Annotated in this window: 14 protein-coding genes and 3 pseudogenes; 10 read left to right on the top strand and 7 right to left on the bottom strand. The window is 42.0% G+C overall.

The window, feature by feature from the left end; translation table 11 throughout:
* Positions 1 to 69: 69 nt before the first annotated feature.
* Both KA717_26185 and KA717_26190 read right to left on the bottom strand, forming a co-directional pair.
* Positions 70 to 744, bottom strand: a pseudogene (locus KA717_26185) (IS630 family transposase).
* Between the two features lie 178 nt (positions 745 to 922).
* On the bottom strand, positions 923 to 2830 hold the full coding sequence (locus KA717_26190) for a cation:proton antiporter (protein UXE59325.1): 1908 nt from the start codon (positions 2828 to 2830) through the stop codon (positions 923 to 925).
* Between the two features lie 233 nt (positions 2831 to 3063).
* Between KA717_26190 and KA717_26195 the strand changes: the two genes are divergently transcribed.
* Positions 3064 to 4704, top strand: a complete 1641-nt coding sequence (locus KA717_26195) for a glycosyltransferase family 39 protein (protein ID UXE59326.1) — start codon at positions 3064 to 3066, stop codon at positions 4702 to 4704.
* Here KA717_26195 and KA717_26200 read toward each other — a convergent pair.
* Both KA717_26200 and KA717_26205 read right to left on the bottom strand, forming a co-directional pair.
* Positions 4661 to 5755 carry a transposase gene (locus KA717_26200; GenBank protein ID UXE59327.1) on the bottom strand — a complete coding sequence of 365 codons (1095 nt, stop codon included), beginning with the start codon at positions 5753 to 5755 and terminating at the stop codon, positions 4661 to 4663. The genes KA717_26195 and KA717_26200 overlap by 44 nt on opposite strands.
* Positions 5736 to 6342, bottom strand: a pseudogene (locus KA717_26205) (IS607 family transposase). Before KA717_26205 ends, KA717_26200 begins: the two are co-directional and overlap by 20 nt.
* Positions 6343 to 6629: 287 nt before the next feature.
* On the opposite strand from KA717_26205, the gene KA717_26210 reads away from it, so the two are divergent.
* Together KA717_26210 and KA717_26215 are read left to right on the top strand one after the other, a co-directional pair.
* The gene (locus tag KA717_26210; protein UXE59328.1) at positions 6630 to 7259 is read left to right on the top strand and encodes a DedA family protein; all 630 of its coding nucleotides are present in this window, start codon (positions 6630 to 6632) and stop codon (positions 7257 to 7259) included.
* 161 nt (positions 7260 to 7420) lie between these two features.
* Entirely contained in the window at positions 7421 to 8164 is a 744-nt protein-coding gene (locus KA717_26215; protein UXE59329.1) for a DUF561 domain-containing protein, read from the top strand.
* 237 nt (positions 8165 to 8401) lie between these two features.
* Here the strand turns inward: KA717_26215 and KA717_26220 are convergent, their stop codons facing one another.
* A complete protein-coding gene (locus tag KA717_26220; GenBank protein ID UXE64785.1) occupies positions 8402 to 9079 on the bottom strand; it encodes an IS1 family transposase in 678 nt (225 codons plus the stop codon).
* Between the two features lie 338 nt (positions 9080 to 9417).
* Here KA717_26220 and KA717_26225 point away from each other — a divergent pair, with 338 nt between their 5' ends.
* Positions 9418 to 10104, top strand: a complete 687-nt coding sequence (locus KA717_26225; protein UXE59330.1) for a cysteine hydrolase — start codon at positions 9418 to 9420, stop codon at positions 10102 to 10104.
* Between the two features lie 146 nt (positions 10105 to 10250).
* Positions 10251 to 10418 (top strand): hypothetical protein, encoded by a 168-nt coding sequence (locus KA717_26230; GenBank protein ID UXE59331.1) that lies wholly within the window; start codon positions 10251 to 10253, stop codon positions 10416 to 10418.
* 15 nt (positions 10419 to 10433) lie between these two features.
* Here the strand turns inward: KA717_26230 and KA717_26235 are convergent.
* Positions 10434 to 11715, bottom strand: a pseudogene (locus tag KA717_26235) (ISKra4 family transposase).
* 92 nt (positions 11716 to 11807) lie between these two features.
* Here KA717_26235 and KA717_26240 point away from each other — a divergent pair.
* From KA717_26240 to KA717_26250, 3 genes are all read left to right on the top strand, one after another.
* A complete protein-coding gene (locus tag KA717_26240; protein UXE59332.1) occupies positions 11808 to 12302 on the top strand; it encodes a hypothetical protein in 495 nt (164 codons plus the stop codon).
* 84 nt (positions 12303 to 12386) lie between these two features.
* Positions 12387 to 12815, top strand: a complete 429-nt coding sequence (locus tag KA717_26245) for a hypothetical protein (protein UXE59333.1) — start codon at positions 12387 to 12389, stop codon at positions 12813 to 12815.
* Positions 12781 to 13368 (top strand): hypothetical protein, encoded by a 588-nt coding sequence (locus KA717_26250; GenBank protein ID UXE59334.1) that lies wholly within the window; start codon positions 12781 to 12783, stop codon positions 13366 to 13368. Before KA717_26245 ends, KA717_26250 begins: the two co-directional genes overlap by 35 nt.
* An 8-nt stretch (positions 13369 to 13376) precedes the next feature.
* Here KA717_26250 and KA717_26255 read toward each other — a convergent pair whose 3' ends face one another.
* On the bottom strand, positions 13377 to 14804 hold the full coding sequence (locus tag KA717_26255; protein UXE59335.1) for a transposase: 1428 nt from the start codon (positions 14802 to 14804) through the stop codon (positions 13377 to 13379).
* 178 nt (positions 14805 to 14982) lie between these two features.
* On the opposite strand from KA717_26255, the gene KA717_26260 reads away from it, so the two are divergent.
* Both KA717_26260 and KA717_26265 read left to right on the top strand, forming a co-directional pair.
* A complete protein-coding gene (locus tag KA717_26260) occupies positions 14983 to 15300 on the top strand; it encodes a hypothetical protein (protein ID UXE59336.1) in 318 nt (105 codons plus the stop codon).
* 354 nt (positions 15301 to 15654) lie between these two features.
* The gene (locus KA717_26265) at positions 15655 to 17091 is read left to right on the top strand and encodes an ABC transporter ATP-binding protein (GenBank protein UXE59337.1); all 1437 of its coding nucleotides are present in this window, start codon (positions 15655 to 15657) and stop codon (positions 17089 to 17091) included.
* Positions 17092 to 17125: the final 34 nt, after the last annotated feature.

The following is a 17125-nucleotide window of genomic DNA, read 5'->3' on the forward strand; positions in this document are numbered from 1 at the left end:
ATTCTAGCGGTTCTTAATTCGCCTACTATTTTTCTCCGTAAAGGTTTCAGCTTTTTTCAGCAAGCCCTATCTAATACCACCCATTACATTGACTCTTCCTTTTCTTCTATCTCCCCTCACTTTTTTACGCTTTCCTTTTTTTGTCCAATGTTTTCTCCGTATTACTCTTAAGCTGAAGCCACTTTCATCCCAAAACCATATCTGGATTGATTCTGGCTTTTCTTTCAAAAGCTTCTTGTACTCTTCAACTTTCTTTCTAAATTCCTCTCTTTTTTGCTCATCTTTTTTATCTTCTAGACTATATTTTGCCCAAATATAGACAGATCGCTTTTTTTAAAGCATATTTCTAAGTTGTGTATTTCCTAACAATATACCCGTTTCTTTTTCCATATGAGTTGATAGTCTTGCTACTGTCCAACTTCCAAATTCATATCCAAACTCTTCAGGCTCTTTGATTATTATCTCCGTCAATTTCTCTATGTATTCTTCTGTTACTTTCCTGTGATTTCCTTTTTTTCTTTTGTCTCTTAAGCTTTCTATCTCTTTCGGATTTCCATTATTGCACCAGTACCACACTTGTCGTTTGCAACATCCTAATAATCCTGATATTTCATCATACGTTTTTCCTTCATTTCTCAGTAACATAATCAATATTCTCTCTCTTGTAACTGCGTGCTCTTCCGTTTTAAGGGCTTTTTGTAGCTCTTTCTTGGTCTTTTGGTCTAAGAAGTTTAACGTCAGCATAGTCATACAAAAAAGTAAGTCTATATATTCTACCTTATATCCACTTAGAGTGATGACAGCTTAACATGAGATGAAAAGTGACAAAGAGGAAACGGTAGTGTTCTGAATCTGTGGATAAGATAAGTCATAATGAATAGACTGACTACGTTCTAGAAATACGCTCCACTGGTCTAGAACATTACCGATTCAACTTGTTAAGGGCAACCTCCTCTACCTCTGGCAAACTCCCTAGAGCTAACCGAGAAGGCTGTTTACTGCCGGATAGACGTTTGAGCAGAGAGGGCCTGGGATCATGGAGCAAATAGAAAATTTCATCCCCTGCATCCCACATTTCATCACTTTTAACCAATTGCAAATTTCCCTGACGCTTTACCAATAGGGGTAATAATTCCCCTGAACGAATCAGGGCTTGTAGATGGGCCTGTTGTAAACTTAAACCCTCTTCTTGAAAAGTTGTTTTCCCTAGTTTTACCTGATCATTACTGAGATATTGATTCCAATTTTTAAACAATTGATGATCAATAAAAGACTGAATCCCCTTCGGTCGATGATTAGGAATTTCTTCTGACCCCTGGTTGGGGAAAATTGCCCAAACCCTTGGCGGTTTAAATTCTTCTAAAGCCCTTTGAGCCAAGACCAAATTGACCTCTGCATTACTGGTTAAGGCAATTAAGGTTCCCATTGAATTCATGCCGGCCGCTTCTAAGACATTCGGATCTAAAGCACTGCTATGGACAGCCCGAATGCCTTCTGATTCAGCAATTTGACAGGCTTCTAATTCCGTATCGATGAGAACGACAGGTTCCTCCTGGGACTGAAATAAACGGGCCATTAACCGGCCTAAAGGCGTGCAACCAATAATAATCGCTCCCGTGGCAGTGGCGGTGGTAATGCCTAACGTATTAGCTAACCATCGGGCCGTTAAACCTTGAATAAATACCGTCATAATAATCGTGAGAAATACCAAAGCTTTAATGGCATCTCCCCCGTTAATTCCTTCGGCGGTTAATAAAATCGCAAAAAGAGAGGCAACCGAGGCTGAGACAATTCCCCTGGGGGCAATCCAAGCGACAAAACATTTTTGTTGCCAAGTTAAGCCACTGTTTAAGGTACAAAGTAGAACACTAATCGGTCGTACCACAAACATCAGGGTTAAAACCGTTAAAACACTGCCCCAACCCAGGGCTACAATACTGGCAAGAGAAAGATCCGCCGCGAGCAGGATAAAGAGGACAGAAACACAGAGAATGGTCAGTTTACCTTTAAAGCGTCGTAGGAGTCGTTCATCCGGTAGGGCAGAGGAGTTAAGAAACATCCCCGTAGCAACGGTGGCCATTAAGCCAGATTCACTAATCAACAATTGGGCCCCACCGAATACTCCCCACACACCAGCCAAGACCACTAGATTATTAATATCTTCCGATAAGAAAGTGGCACGTTTCAAAAAGAAACTCATCAACCAGCCGCCCAGGATGCCAATACCCAATCCAATCCCTAAACGGAGTAAAAGACCTGTTAAAATTTCGATGACATCGGCTTCTACGGTGACATTGGTTTTAAAAATCGTTTCTAGGACAACAACGGCCAGGATGGCTCCGACGGGATCAATGAGTACGCCTTCTCCCTCTAAAATGGTTGCTACTGAACGATCAACCTGAACTTGTTTAATCAATGGGCCGACGACGGTGGGCCCCGTCACCACCACTAATGAGCCATACAAAAAGGCGATCGCCCAGGGAAATTCCGCTAACCAATGAGCCGCCATACCAGCACCGGCCAAGGTAATTAAGGTTCCGAGGGTGACAAGATTGCGTAAACTGCCCGAAACCTGAGAGATTTCTTTTAGACTTAAATTCAGTCCGCCTTCAAATAAAATAATGGCAACGGAAAGGGCGACTATCACTTCTAACCCGTCTCCCAATTGTTGCGGATGGAGCAGATGCAGACCGTTACGTCCTAATAAAATACCAAAGAGGAGCAGGAAGACAATACTGGGAACCTTAAGATAGGCCGCCACAACTTGGGCACTGATGCCTGCCAGTACCGTAAGGATAATTTGTAAGGTTAAATTAAAGGAGCCTTCCATGACAATGAATCATAGAAGATTTTCTCGCCAGTGGATAGCGATCCGATTGTTCTGACAATGTAAGGTTATGGGCGGCGATCGCCGTTGTTCCCTAACTGATGCTGCCTTGAGAAAAGAAAGCATTATCATTAAAATCGTGACTTTTGGGTGATCAAACTCAACCCGCATTGTAACACTTGAGTATTTTGACTCATTTTAAAGTTGAAGATCACTTTTTCCTTTTAAAGCTTGCTATGAATCATCCGGCCTTCCTGTCAGATCGCGACCAACGTCAATGGCGTAGAGAAGAACGCTGGTTAGAAAGATTTTGTATTGGTGGTTTACTCATCGCAGCGATCCTTCTTTTTTGCAGTAATCTTGGCAGTGTTCCTCTCTTGAATGGTGAAGAAGCTACCTTAGCCCAAATTGCAAAGGAATTGGCCGCTCATTGGCCAAAATTTTCAGGCTTTTTTCAAGCAGATCATCCTTCTGCACCCGCTCCAAATTCGATTCCGGCAATCGCTCACAAAACAACGACAGGGATATTAGCGGCGATCGCTGATCCTAGGGAATTAAGCACCATTCCAAAGAAAGTTGCTGGTACATTTCAAGCTCTCAGCCCCCTCAGTGCTAAAGGATCATCGGCTCATTTCCTGACACTCTGGGGAAAACCGATTCTTGCCCAACCGCCCCTTGTTCCGGTTTTATTGGCAAGTAGTTACGCTCTCGGCGGTATTAACCTATGGACAACCCGTTTACCGATCGCCTTGCTGACAGCTTTATCGGTTCCTGGACTCTATTGTGTGGCCAAAGAACTGTTTCGACATCGGTTAACAGCACTCTATGCCGGACTCATCTATTTAACCTGTTGGGGGGTGATTTGTTGGGGGCGATTGGGCAGCAGTCATGGCGTTGTCCTGTTTAGCGAAATTTGGTTAATGGGAGCCGTTTTAAGAACGAGACGCAATCTCATCACTTCCTTTGAAATTGGTTTAGCCCTCAGTTTATTAATGCTCACCCAACCATTATTAGGGGCATTATTAGCCATAACGGCTTTAACTTTTCTATTTTGGGATACGCCCCGCTTATCACGCTCTGTTTACTTTTGGAGTGGTTTGGGGTTGGGACTAGGGCCAGCCATTGCTTGGTATGGATGGCAAAGCTCTCAATGGGGAAAAGTATTTTGGTCACAGATATTTGTTTTCCCTAATGGACAAGCATCTTCGCTCTGGTTGGCCATTATTGGCTTTTATAGTTTAAAACTGTTGCAATATGGTCTGCCCTGGCTATTATTTGCGGGTTATGGTTTTTCCTTAGCCTGGTCTTCACGGCATTGGAGTTGGGGGAAAGCAATTATTATTGGTTTGGGTCTGTATTTTTTACTAATCTGTTTGCTACCAGGACAGTGGGAAAATGCTCTCACACCGATCTATCCTTCCTTGGCTTTAGCTGGGGCGATCGCTTTAAAAGAAGTCCGTCATCTCGATCCCACCATTCCCTATCCCAAAATTTGGCGTTTTGCCTTTTTCGGGTTTTCTTTTATCTTTATTGCCCTAACTATCTCGCTCTATAGTAATTTTCCCGTTCAAATATTACCCCAGAAGGAAAGACCTTTTCTACTATTGATTCTGATCTTTTTCTCTCTTACTTTAGCGATGACGGCTAATCTTCTCGCTCAACGACAGACGGAATTTATTCCGATTTTATTCTGGGGAATGTTTATTAGTCTTCTGCTTTGGGTCAATACCCCTTTCTGGTTGTGGCCAAAAGCTGGAGATTTTCCTGTTAAGGCGATCGCGGCTCTGATTCAAAAAAAGTTCCAGCTTCTCAACCAATTTATACCTGATACATTTATGCGACAGAAAGCGGTATATTACCGCATTTTGCAACAATAGCATCACCCTCGTTACTGAGAGTGAAGGTCGTACCCGACAAAGCCTTGAGCATAATACCCAAAGCACCATTCCAATCGCGTGGAATAACGTGGTCACAAACGGGACATCGAAAAACCTTAGAACCACCTAGTTTTGTGTGGATATGTCCGTATTTCGTACAAGTTTTGCTGGTAAATTCTTCTGTCACGTCAAACACCTGACAGCCACTTAACTCAGCTTTATTTTTAAGGACTTGTTTGAACCGATAATGCGCCCATGTCAACATTTGTCGGGCAGTTTTACTTCTGATTTTTTGCTTGGAACGATTGGTCATTTCTGACGTTTCAAACTTTGGCAGCAAGATAGCTGGATATTTTTTTGTTAAGTAACTTGCTGTTTTTTTATGACAGTCATCAATTAAGTCACGAATCTTGCCTCGTAATCGAGACGCTGCCCGTCTCATTTTTTGTCGTTCTTTAGCAACTTTTGACAGGCTAATTCGACTCATTAAGTCATCAAGATACTTACATAGCCTGTTGATTCGTCCCATATCTGATGAACCGACTTCTAGGAAGTTTTGCCCATCAAATCCTGTCAGAAAAGTTCTTACTCCTGGGTCAAGAGCAATAATGCGATTTTCCGGCTGGGGTGTCGTTTTTGTTTCTTCTAGAAAAATACAGAACCAGTCACCCGACTTATCCTTGATTAGTTGAGTTGCATAAAGACTAACATCAGGGATTGCTTCTGAAGAAATAAAACCAAGCCCCTTTGTTAGAGTTGGATACCATGTTCCCTTGCTGAAATTGCAGTTGTTAAACTTGATTGTTTGTCTAGGAGCTTTACAACTTCTATACTTACAATCCCGACTGGCAGTATAGGCTTGGTGAGCATCAAAAATAGCATTCTGCCTGATATGACAAGGGGTGTCTTTTACCCATTCAGGAAGGTTGGATTGCATGATGATATTTCTTAATTTTCCCTTGCCAATCCTGCCATTTTTCTTTTGGTAGTCAATAGCTTGATTAAAGCAATAACGACAAGCCGCCATCCATTTATTCCACTGTTTCTTCAACTCCAGACTGGGATAAACTTTTATCTTTCTTGCTCTGATTTTTATACTTTCGGAGTCCGTATAATCGCCTTGAGAAACAAGGTCGAATGGCGAGGATGTCTTCAACCATCTCGGCTTCAGGAGAGAGATTTGTCTCCCTATCGAACCACGATTGAGCATCCAAACTTTCGGCAGAACCCGTCAAGCCAATTAAATCCAAATCGGGCAAGCCTATCTTGGTGAGCGACCACAATTGTTGCGACATCTCCAGACATGACTCGTTCCAATAAGGCTGTAAGTTTTTGCCTTTTGAAGTTGAGTCCTCCACCGATTTCGCTGACGACTTCCGCTTGCGGGTATTTTTCTTGGAGGACGGCGACTTGTCTTGAGAGGTCTTCGGATTGTCCCCTACTGCTGACACGAGCGTAAATAACGGTAGCTCTAGTTGGCTCAACCTATTTCCCTGTGTAGGATTCAGTTTCGTATCGCCTTTACCCTGACGGGGTTTTAATTGCTTGGATTTTCCCTTCCTGCTCCCATTTAACCAGGGTTCGGACGTGGACTCCGAGCATTCCTGCTGCGGTTTTGGGTTTAACATATTTTGCGATAATAAATCCCTCAATTCGACGCTTCCATTCTAGCGCATAGTAGCGCATTCTGTCGGTATTTGTGGATTAAATCTTGCTCTTTATTACAGGAACAGTTTTCCCCAAGAATTTGATGTCTAAAACGTTGGTGGGGAATAATATTTACGGGAAATCACGGAGAAACCTTGAAACGACTTCCCCAGCCCTTAAGGCCGCCGAAAATCAGAGCCACTATTCATTTGACACTTGAGCAGCGATCGCGTCAAGATAGATAGAGATTCGTAAAATTTTGTAAAGCTGGTCACGAAATGTCGGTAGAGTTTTTATCGGTTGATGACATTCAGACGATCGCACGTCAATACGGCTACTGGACAGTCTTTATCGGGATTGCCCTTGAAAACACTGGAATTCCGCTACCAGGGGAAACCATTACCATTGTGGGTGGCTTCCTGGCGGGAAGTGGAGAATTAAATTATTGGTTTGTTCTCTTAACGGCGATCGCTGGAGCCGTAATGGGGGACAACTTTGGCTACTGGATTGGCAAATGGGGCGGTTGGCCCTTTTTATTAAAAGCCGGACGCTTATTTAAAATTTCTGAACATCAACTGTTACAAGCTCGCCATCAATTTAGCAAGAACGCCCCTAGAGCAGTATTTTTCGGACGATTTGTAGCCCTATTGCGAATTTTTGCTGGCCCAATGGCAGGTATTGCCCAGATGCCCTATCCTCAATTTTTACTCTGTAATTTAGGGGGTGCAACCCTCTGGGGAACAATCATGGTGACGGCATCCTTTTTTCTTGGACGTTTGATCCCGCTCCATCAATTGGTGTCCTGGGCAGCCCGATTTGGCATTATTGCTTTGATGGCAGTTGTCGCATCTATAGTAGCGATGATTTGGTTAGAATCCCAAAAAGCTAAGTTAGAAATGAAAAAATAGATCAAGAGTCAGAAAGAGCTAGAATTTTTCAGTCTTTTGTAAGAATTCATTGATTTGACTTTGAAGTTAGTTTTAAGATCTGTCTAGTGGATAAACTAGCTAAGTTCCGATCTCAAAATTCCGCTATAATGTTTGCCTATTCAGGATTACCGTGAAATACTATGAGCATGAATTCCCAACTCCAAACCGCTCTACGTCAACGTCGTGCTGTCAAGATTATCAGTGGTTTAAATAATTTCAATATTGACAAAGTCAGTGCAGTAGTAAAAGCCGCCCAAGCCGGTGGAGCCACTTTTGTTGATATTGCCGCCGATCGCGCTTTAATTCAGCAGGTAAAACAGTTAATCGCTCTTCCCGTTTGCGTCTCTGCGGTAGAAGCCCAATTATTAGCTGATGCGGTTGAGGCTGGTGCAGATTTAGTCGAAATTGGTAATTTTGATAGCTTTTATGCCCAGGGTCGTCGATTTGAAGCCATGAAAGTTTTAGCGTTAACCCAAGCCACCCGTCAACTGCTTCCCAATACAACTCTCTCCGTTACCGTTCCCCACATTTTGGCTCTAGATGAACAGGTACGACTAGCCGAAGCCTTAGTAGAAGCCGGAGCTGATATCATTCAAACCGAAGGCGCAACTAGTGCTACACCGAACCATGCTGGCATTTTGGGACTGATCGAAAAAGCCGCTCCCACGTTGGCCGCAGCCCATGCCATTTCCCATGCCGTTACTGTTCCCGTCCTCTGTGCCTCTGGCCTTTCCGATGTCACGGTGCTAATGGCGATCGCCGCCGGTGCGTCAGGAGTGGGTGTCGGTTCAGCTATTAATCAACTCAACGATCAAGTAGCAATGGTGGCCGCAGTACGTAGTTTAGTAGAAGCGTTAAGCAGCAAACAAGTGGCTCTTCGCTAAGGTAATTTCTAACGGAACTCCTACCAGTAAGTCCCCCAGTATTGGTAGGGCTGTTTCATTCTAATACATACTTGTGTGCGACCTCTAATTGATAAAAGATGGTGTAATCAGGGTTCTACAGGGAATCCATATTGATCAAGTTTTGCCCAAAATTGACTCCATCGTTCCTTGGTCAATACCAAAGCCCGTAGGCTCAAAATAATTCCTGGGTAGTGATTCGATAGTAGTGGTGGCGGCTTAAGCCTTTGCTAATTGGGCATTGTAGTCGTGTATAAAGTACCAAATTGCCCCAATATGATTTTCCACATTTTTGGAAAAAGAGAGGCTTTTTCGCACCAGTCGAGAGATTCTTTGTCGAAAGGTATTATTTAATCTTTCAACATGATTATTTTGTCCCGTCTCTTTACCGACTGCTCGATGACGCTTACTGGGAATAACTTTCTCATAAGATACCCAAAAATCCGTGTAAGCAACGGCACATTGTCGGTAAACAGCAGGCAAACTTGCCCAAAGTTTTTTGGCTGATGCACGGCTTCTGTCCCCAATATAACAACCAACAATGTCTCTTGTTGTTCTGTCTATAGCTAACCAGACATAAAACTTATTTTCTTTGGAGAAAACAAATGACCAAAGCTCATCACATTCGATAGTCAATTTTCCTCGCGCTTTTTCTGAAACGCTTATCTGACGAGGTACCGCAGCAAATTTATCATTAACATAATTCTGTAACCATGACCAACTTACTCCTGTGACTCTTTCAACTCCCCGTAGAGAAATTCGCTCTAGTAGGAGCCTATTAATTAATTGTTTTGTCTGTTCTGAAACTCTCTTCTGACTAGAGTTAATAACAAACTGGCGACCACAGTCTTTACATAGATTTTTGGGCTTACCATTATGGGCGGAACCATTCTTAATAGTGTGATAAGAGCCACAACTTGGGCAGGGCTATTTAAAATTAGTCTTTGAGGGACAATATTTCTCTGCCAATTGCTGTTCTACTGTCAATTGATTTAAGACAAAAAATAATAGCGCAAAAATGTTAGTCATAAAAACGTTAATTTAGGGGATAGATTTGAGAAAAATTTATATTAGTTGATATTCTACATCATCCCTGCCATATAAGCTATTTAGACCACCACTACTATCGAATCACTACCCCCCCTTTAGAATGTTCTTTAAATCCCTAAAAGGCTTGCTGTGTCTAAAACTGAGAATTGCTGATCTTCATATAACCAAAATGGAAACAAATTAAAATGACTCACTTTGTAAACTCTCATCCCTATCCTTTCCCCTATAACGGTGATCTTCGTCCTGAAAATACTGCTCTCATTATTATTGATATGCAGACAGATTTTTGTGGTGTCGGCGGCTATGTGGATAAAATGGGCTACGATTTATCCCTAACTCGCGCTCCCATTGAACCGATTAAAAAAGTCTTAAAAATAATGCGAGAAAAAGGCTTTTTAATTATTCATACCAGGGAAGGGCATCGTCCCGACTTATCTGATTTACCTCCTAACAAAAGATGGCGTAGTCAACAAATTGGAGCAGGAATTGGCGATCCAGGCCCCTGTGGCAAAATCTTAGTTAGAGGTGAATTAGGTTGGGAAATCATTGATGAACTTGCTCCGTTATTAGGAGAAGTAATTATTGATAAACCTGGAAAAGGATCATTTTATGCTACCGATTTAGACCTAATTCTTAAAACCCAAAAAATTGACAACATTATTCTCACGGGCATCACCACCGATGTCTGCGTTCATACCACCATGCGAGATGCCAACGATCGCGGTTATGAATGTTTATTGCTTTCAGACTGCACAGGCGCAACCGATTATGGCAACCATCAAGCTGCCTTAAAAATGATTGAAATGCAGGGAGGCGTTTTTGGAGCTTTCACCGACTCCGATACTCTCTTAAAAACAATTAGTGAACTATAACCATCAATGATAGCAAGTCTATTTAAAACACAAACACGAAGAACTCGATAGCAGGGCACGTAAGCCCCTTGTCTGCCTCACTCAACTGCAAATTTCTATAGTATAATTTTCACAACTATCTAAAGTTCTATCTATCTGGAGGAGTAATGGAAAACTTAATTAAAGAAATACAGAACACACCAATACCTACTATTCTTATCTGGAGTGGATTATTTATTGTTGTTCTAGCATTTGTGACAAAGATCGGCGGAATTATTGAGGTATCACCAGAGCAAAAAAAATTGGCTATTCCTACGGGTGCGACCTTTAGTTGATAAAAGCTGTTGTAATCAGGGTTCTACAGGGAACCCATATTGATCAAGTTTTGCCCAAAATTGACTCCATCGTTCCTTCGTCAATACCAAAGCTCGTAGGCTCAAAATAATTCCTGCTCCTTTTTCCTTCCATCGCATCCCTGAACAACATAATCGTTGTTTGACCAACGTCTTACAAGCTGCTTCCGTAACACCTGAACCAATCGGATACTTTTTCTCTAAGTATTCAGCATAATCCATTTGATGCTGATGATTCTCGTAATAAGTAATCGCCGCTTGTAGTTTCTCGGTAAGATTCTTAGAATGACTTTTTTCTTCTTTGACTTCTTTCATCAGATTTAGCAGTTCTCCTGCTTTTCCTTTTTCATGCTTGAGTTCTCGACAATTTTCAGTCAACCATTCTTTTTGTTTTGACACGGTATTCGGATGCAACGCTTCTGCCAAGGCACCTAAGTAACCAGAGGCATGATAGAAATCTAATATCTGTTCTTCCGTTTGCTTTTCTAAAAACTTCCAATTTGATTCTGCCCCGTCTGCTATCCCGACCAATGTTGCCTCTGGATAACGGTTTTTCGCTCGCTCAATTTCTCTTTCTAATCTTTCTAGAAAACTCTTTTTTCCATACTCTGGTGCCGCACCTAGATAGATTGTAGGTTGACGTTCGCCTTCACTATCGTATAGGGAAACGGTTCCCACCATTGCTTCACGGTAGCCATCCTCACACATCAGCATACAGGTTCCATCTAATCCTATTCCCACTGTTGCAATTTGGCTATCCTCCTTGGGCGGGGCATAACTCCACGCTTCTTCTTTTGCCTGTACCACACTTCCTACTGCTTCACTCAATCTTTGGATATAGGATAGCGCTACTTTTCTACCATGATTTTCTAATAAATCATTTTTCACCTCTTTGCCTGCCATCCCTGACATTTTTGAGGATACCTGTTTTGCCAATAATGGCGTTGATGTTATGATTATCCTTGCTTCTCTTTCTAAGGGGCAATACGTTTTTCCTCAAAGGTGAACGCTGATATACATGACGATTCACTATAACCTCACCATAAGGTGTTTGATATTCTTTCGGTTGCTCTCCCTTACTCTTCCAGATTTCTTCACCGATTTTTAAGGGTGAACCATCTGTATCTAAATATTTCAAGGCTTCTTTGCTGGCGATGCAACCTACTTCGTTTAAGCCTTTTTGAATATTTATTTCTGTATCCAACATTGAACGACTGAGTTCTAATGTTAGTTCTATTTTTATCTTTGAACCCTCTACATTAATTAGTTTTGCTGTCATCATTGTTTCCTCTTTGTCACTTTTCATCTCATGTTAACACTTTTCTTTTCCTTCATCAACTAAAGGTCACACCCATTCCTACCGGATTATTTTTGCTAACTATTGGTTTAATTCTTAACTTTTCTACTCCATCGCCTACTTCTACTTCTACTTCTACTTCTACTTCTACTTCTACTTCTACTTCTACTTCTACTTCTACTTCTACTTCTACTCCATCGCCTACTTCTACTCCATCAACTACTTCTACTCCATCGCCTACTTCTACAGAAAAACCTGAGGGAAATGTATCTAAAGAAACTTTACTGAACGAAATCTTAGGAAACTATGAGAATCATCAGTATAATGGGACTAGCGGAAAGAACGATTGGCATTATGTTACTATAAGCAAGGTCAATGACACTACGTTGGAGTGGACAAATCGTGCTGGTGTGAGTTGGAAACTCACCACGACACCAGACAAAACAAAGCTAAATCTTGGGGAAGATTTCCCATACAGAAAGGAAGGTCCTAAACAAGTAACCGTAGTTTGGGAAGGAGATAAGGTATCGGGATTAAATATAGGCGAATTTTACGAGAAGTCTAAATGATTTTCATACACAGGTAAAGGTTTGTGATCGCCGCTTCGGGTGTGACCTTTAGTTGATGAAGGAAAAGAAAAGTGTTAACATGGGATGAAAAGTGACAAAGAGGAAACAATGATGACAGCAAAACTAATTAATGTAGAGGGTTCAAAGATAAAAATAGAACTAACATTAGAACTCAGTCGTTCAATGTTGGATACAGAAATAAATATTCAAAAAGGCTTAAACGAAGTAGGTTGCATCGCCAGCAAAGAAGCCTTGAAATATTTAGATACAGATGGTTCACCCTTAAAAATCGGTGAAGAAATCTGGAAGAGTAAGGGAGAGCAACCGAAAGAATATCAAACACCTTATGGTGAGGTTATAGTGAATCGTCATGTATATCAGCGTTCACCTTTGAGGAAAAACGTATTGCCCCTTAGAAAGAGAAGCAAGGATAATCATAACATCAACGCCATTATTGGCAAAACAGGTATCCTCAAAAATGTCAGGGATGGCAGGCAAAGAGGTGAAAAATGATTTATTAGAAAATCATGGTAGAAAAGTAGCGCTATCCTATATCCAAAGATTGAGTGAAGCAGTAGGAAGTGTGGTACAGGCAAAAGAAGAAGCGTGGAGTTATGCCCCGCCCAAGGAGGATAGCCAAATTGCAACAGTGGGAATAGGATTAGATGGAACCTGTATGCTGATGTGTGAGGATGGCTACCGTGAAGCAATGGTGGGAACCGTTTCCCTATACGATAGTGAAGGCGAACGTCAACCTACAATCTATCTAGGTGCGGCACCAGAGTATGGAAAAAAGAGTTTTCTAGAAAGATTAGAAAGAGAAATTGAGCGAGCGAAAAACCGTTATCCAGAGGCAACATTGGTCGGGATAGCAGACGGGGCAGAATCAAATTGGAAGTTTTTAGAAAAGCAAACGGAAGAACAGATATTAGATTTCTATCATGCCTCTGGTTACTTAGGTGCCTTGGCAGAAGCGTTGCATCCGAATACAGTGTCAAAACAAAAAGAATGGTTGACTGAAAATTGTCGAGAACTGGACAGTGGGAAGTTTATGGATGCCAGATAAGGTAATGACTATGCGACGAAAGTAAGCATATCAGGGCTTGGGGAAGAGGCAAGTTTAGCGGTAAGGAATTTAGGCAAAAGCAGACTGGGTGGACTTTGAGGAAAAATCATTTGGGCTTGATGTTGAAGGGCTAGTTGAGCAATCCGTTCACTAGGGTAGCCATGGGATGGTAATGTCCGAAACCATCGAGGAAAATTAGCCCAAATCCCCTGGGGTAACTCTAAGGCGAGAATTTGAAGTAGCCCTAAAGCAATGGCATTAAGGTTAACAAAACGCTCAAAGGCTTCTACCTTGTTTAAAATCTGAGTCTGAACAGCTTGTGGATAGTCACTGAGGATAAGATTGCTGGGCCAGGTAGGTAAAGTAGGAAGACTCTTAAGCCAAAAACGATAGGCAAAGCTGCCCAAAAGATGGACTAATTGACGAAAAGTGACTTCAATCTTAAATCGGAGACCGTAAGCGGCAATAATCTCAGGTCCAGTCAAACAGAGATCAGTAGAAAGCAGAATCAGTCGTCGTCCGTTAGGCAATTGGGTCAGAACAAACTTGACGAGCTGATGGGGACTATCCCAGTGGAACTCAAAGCACTGATAAGAAACCGTGACTTGTTGACCATAGAGCCAGACTTTAGCTGTCGGAAAGTCCGCCGCCAGAGCGAACAGCTTTTCTAGTTTTATCGAACTCCCCCAAATCCGTGGTCGTCCTCTCCCCGTCAGCGTCGGCACGGAACAAAAGGGGGCATAGGCGACGGTGGAGCAACGCACTCTTGTGATTAGATGCAAGGCGTTCTGGCGAAAACTTTTGAGCACTGGTTCGCAAGCAAAATAAGCATCCAAAATTACATAACTCCCTGCCTCTGCGTAAGTAACACAAAGGTCAGCCATTTTTGTCACCAGGCTCGTCTTCACCTTTTTTTTGCCTTTTCCCTCCCCCTTCTCGGTTGCTTTGGACTTGATGCCATCGTCTAGCCGCAACACTAAGGGCAAGGCAAAGCAGGCTTTCCCTACTCCCACCAAAATACTCAAGGCATTGAAGTAATGACCCCTTATCCACTCTGGCTTGGACACATCTTCCGATTCTTGGTGTAGTCGTTTTACACCTGGCATCTTGCGTCCTTCTTTCCCCACTTTGATGCCATCACCCACATACACCCGTTTCCCTTTAATTCTGTATAGACTTTCATGCTGACTTAGCCACTTTGACCATTGTAAAGTTAGTCCTTCGACCCTAAACGCCTTGGAATCAAACCAATGTAGAGCCTGATTGTAGTAGCTCTCTGTTAAGCCAATGGCATTGACATAGCTAGTTATTGCGCTGGGTTGGCTGTTGAGCACTACTCCCCAGACTAACAGGATAAACCATTGGAACGTTGCTTCTCGGCTAAAGGCTGGACGGAGATTATTGAGGATTTGCTCTAGTCGCTGACATAGTTGCATAATTGATAGATAGCACTGGCTATCGATTTTCTTATATCAGCCAGTTTCGGACATAACGGCACTCTTTTGTATCGGATGTCCGATTTTCTTTTCTCCACTTACACGCCTCGAGAACTTCCCACTGTCCAGTCGAGAACTCAAGCATGAAAAAGGAAAAGCAGGAGAACTGCTAAATCTGATGAAAGAAGTCAAAGAAGAAAAAAGTCATTCTAAGAATCTTACCGAGAAACTACAAGCGGCGATTACTTATTACGAGAATCATCAGCATCAAATGGATTATGCTGAATACTTAGAGAAAAAGTATCCGATTGGTTCAGGTGTTACGGAAGCAGCTTGTAAGACGTTGGTCAAACAACGATTATGTTGTTCAGGGATGCGATGGAAGGAAAAAGGAGCAGGAATTATTTTGAGCCTACGAGCTTTGGTATTGACCAAGGAACGATGGAGTCAATTTTGGGCAAAACTTGATCAATATGGGTTCCCTGTAGAACCCTGATTACAACAGCTTTTATCAACTAAAGGTCGCACCCGCCGCTTCGTAGATTGGCTTAATAAAAGAAAACCCAATATTTTTGATAAGCAATATAATATTCTTAAAAAAATCATTGATAGCGGTTTTCACAGTAGTGAGGTATTTACGATCCTTGTTAATAAGTGGCTTAAGCCCCTTTACCCTATAGGTTTTATCTGTTTATCAATTAACAACTATTCACTCTCAACTATTCACTATAAAACCATGACCAGCACTATTACTGCCAACCCGATAAAAACCCTTCCTCCCGAACTGGAAATTGTCAACATGACCAAAAAATTTGGTTCTTTCGTTGCCTTAGAAAATGTTTCTTTGAAGATGAAACCAGGAACTTTCCATGCCTTACTAGGAGAAAATGGAGCCGGAAAAAGCACCTTAGTTAAGTGCATTATGGGTTTTCATGCCCCCACCAATGGCGACGTACTTATTGATAAACAATCGAGAGAAATTAATAATCCCCGCGATGCTCATCACTACGGCATTGGTATGGTTTATCAACACTTTACCTCTGTTCCCGCCATGACCGTTGCCGAAAATCTAGTTCTCTCTCGCTATGATCAAACAAATATCATTAATTGGCCCAAAGAATTAGAGCAATTAAAAACCTTCATGGCCAATGCTCCGTTTCAAGTTCCCCTGGATAAAACGATTGGTGAATTAGCAGCAGGACAAAAACAAAAACTAGAGATTCTTAAACAACTTTATCTACACAGTCGCATCCTTATTTTAGATGAACCTACTTCCGTATTAACCCCAGGGGAAGCAGATGAAATTCTAGGACTGTTGCGTGAACAAGTTACCGCCGAACAATTAAGCGTTTTAATGATAAGCCACAAATTCAGAGAAGTGACCGCCTTTGCCGACGAAATTACTGTCTTAAGGAAAGGTAAATTTGCGGGTCATGGCAAGGTTAAAGATTTAACGATCGCTGATATGGCCAAAATGATGCTAGGAGAAGAACGAGGCAATTTTGATGAACGAACGGTTAATAAAATTGCTTGCCAAACCTCTGAAGCAATATTGGAAACGACAGACCTTCATGGCAACAAAGATAATGGTTTAGAAGCCGTTACCGCGATTAATTTTCGGGTTTATGGCGGGGAAATTGTTGGTATTGCAGGAGTTTCTGGTAATGGACAACGGGAATTAGTGGAAATCTTAGCGGGTCAACGATTAGCCACTCAAGGAGACATTTTAATTAATGGGAAAGTTTATCATGCTACCCGTAAAGAAATGTTTACCAATCAAGTGTTTATTTTACCCGAAGAACCTTTAAGAAATGCCTGTGTTCCCCAGATGAGTGTGGCTGAAAATATGGCATTAAGGACTTTTGATCGTCCACCTCAAGCTAGGGGATTATTATTAATTTTGAGAGCCATTCGTGAGGCAGCGAAAGGTTTAATTCAGACTTTTTCAGTCAAAACTCCTTCCCCAGAAACTCCCATTAGTCATCTCTCTGGCGGTAATGTACAAAGAGCCGTTTTAGCCAGGGAATTGTCTTCCCAACATATTCAAGTTTTAATTGCGGCGAATCCCTGTTTTGGGCTAGATTTTGCGGCGGTGGAGTTTATTCATCAACAAATTCTTGAAGCCAGAAATCGGGGCGTTGCCGTCTTATTGGTCAGCGAAGATTTGGATGAGTTATTAAAACTCGCAGACCGAATTATGGTGATGAGTGAAGGCAGATTAGTCTATGAAAGTGCGATCGCCGAAGCTGATATTACCACCATTGGCCAAAAAATGGCTGGACATTAGATCTCTTACAAATTCAAGAAAATCCCCCTTTTTA

It is taken from the genome of Woronichinia naegeliana WA131, from assembly GCA_025370055.1.
GTDB lineage: Bacteria > Cyanobacteriota > Cyanobacteriia > Cyanobacteriales > Microcystaceae > Woronichinia > Woronichinia naegeliana.

Bases quoted from the DNA above. Each gene is read 5' to 3' on its own strand.
- KA717_26190 (UXE59325.1), bottom strand. From the start codon at position 2,830: ATGGAAGGCTCCTTTAATTTAACCTTACAAATTATCCTTACGGTACTG.
- KA717_26195 (UXE59326.1), top strand. From the start codon at position 3,064: ATGAATCATCCGGCCTTCCTGTCAGATCGCGACCAACGTCAATGGCGT.
- KA717_26210 (UXE59328.1), top strand. From the start codon at position 6,630: ATGTCGGTAGAGTTTTTATCGGTTGATGACATTCAGACGATCGCACGT.
- KA717_26215 (UXE59329.1), top strand. From the start codon at position 7,421: ATGAGCATGAATTCCCAACTCCAAACCGCTCTACGTCAACGTCGTGCT.
- KA717_26225 (UXE59330.1), top strand. From the start codon at position 9,418: ATGACTCACTTTGTAAACTCTCATCCCTATCCTTTCCCCTATAACGGT.
- KA717_26230 (UXE59331.1), top strand. From the start codon at position 10,251: ATGGAAAACTTAATTAAAGAAATACAGAACACACCAATACCTACTATT.
- KA717_26245 (UXE59333.1), top strand. From the start codon at position 12,387: ATGAAAAGTGACAAAGAGGAAACAATGATGACAGCAAAACTAATTAAT.
- KA717_26250 (UXE59334.1), top strand. From the start codon at position 12,781: ATGTCAGGGATGGCAGGCAAAGAGGTGAAAAATGATTTATTAGAAAAT.
- KA717_26255 (UXE59335.1), bottom strand. From the start codon at position 14,804: ATGCAACTATGTCAGCGACTAGAGCAAATCCTCAATAATCTCCGTCCA.
- KA717_26260 (UXE59336.1), top strand. From the start codon at position 14,983: ATGAAAGAAGTCAAAGAAGAAAAAAGTCATTCTAAGAATCTTACCGAG.
- KA717_26265 (UXE59337.1), top strand. From the start codon at position 15,655: ATGAAACCAGGAACTTTCCATGCCTTACTAGGAGAAAATGGAGCCGGA.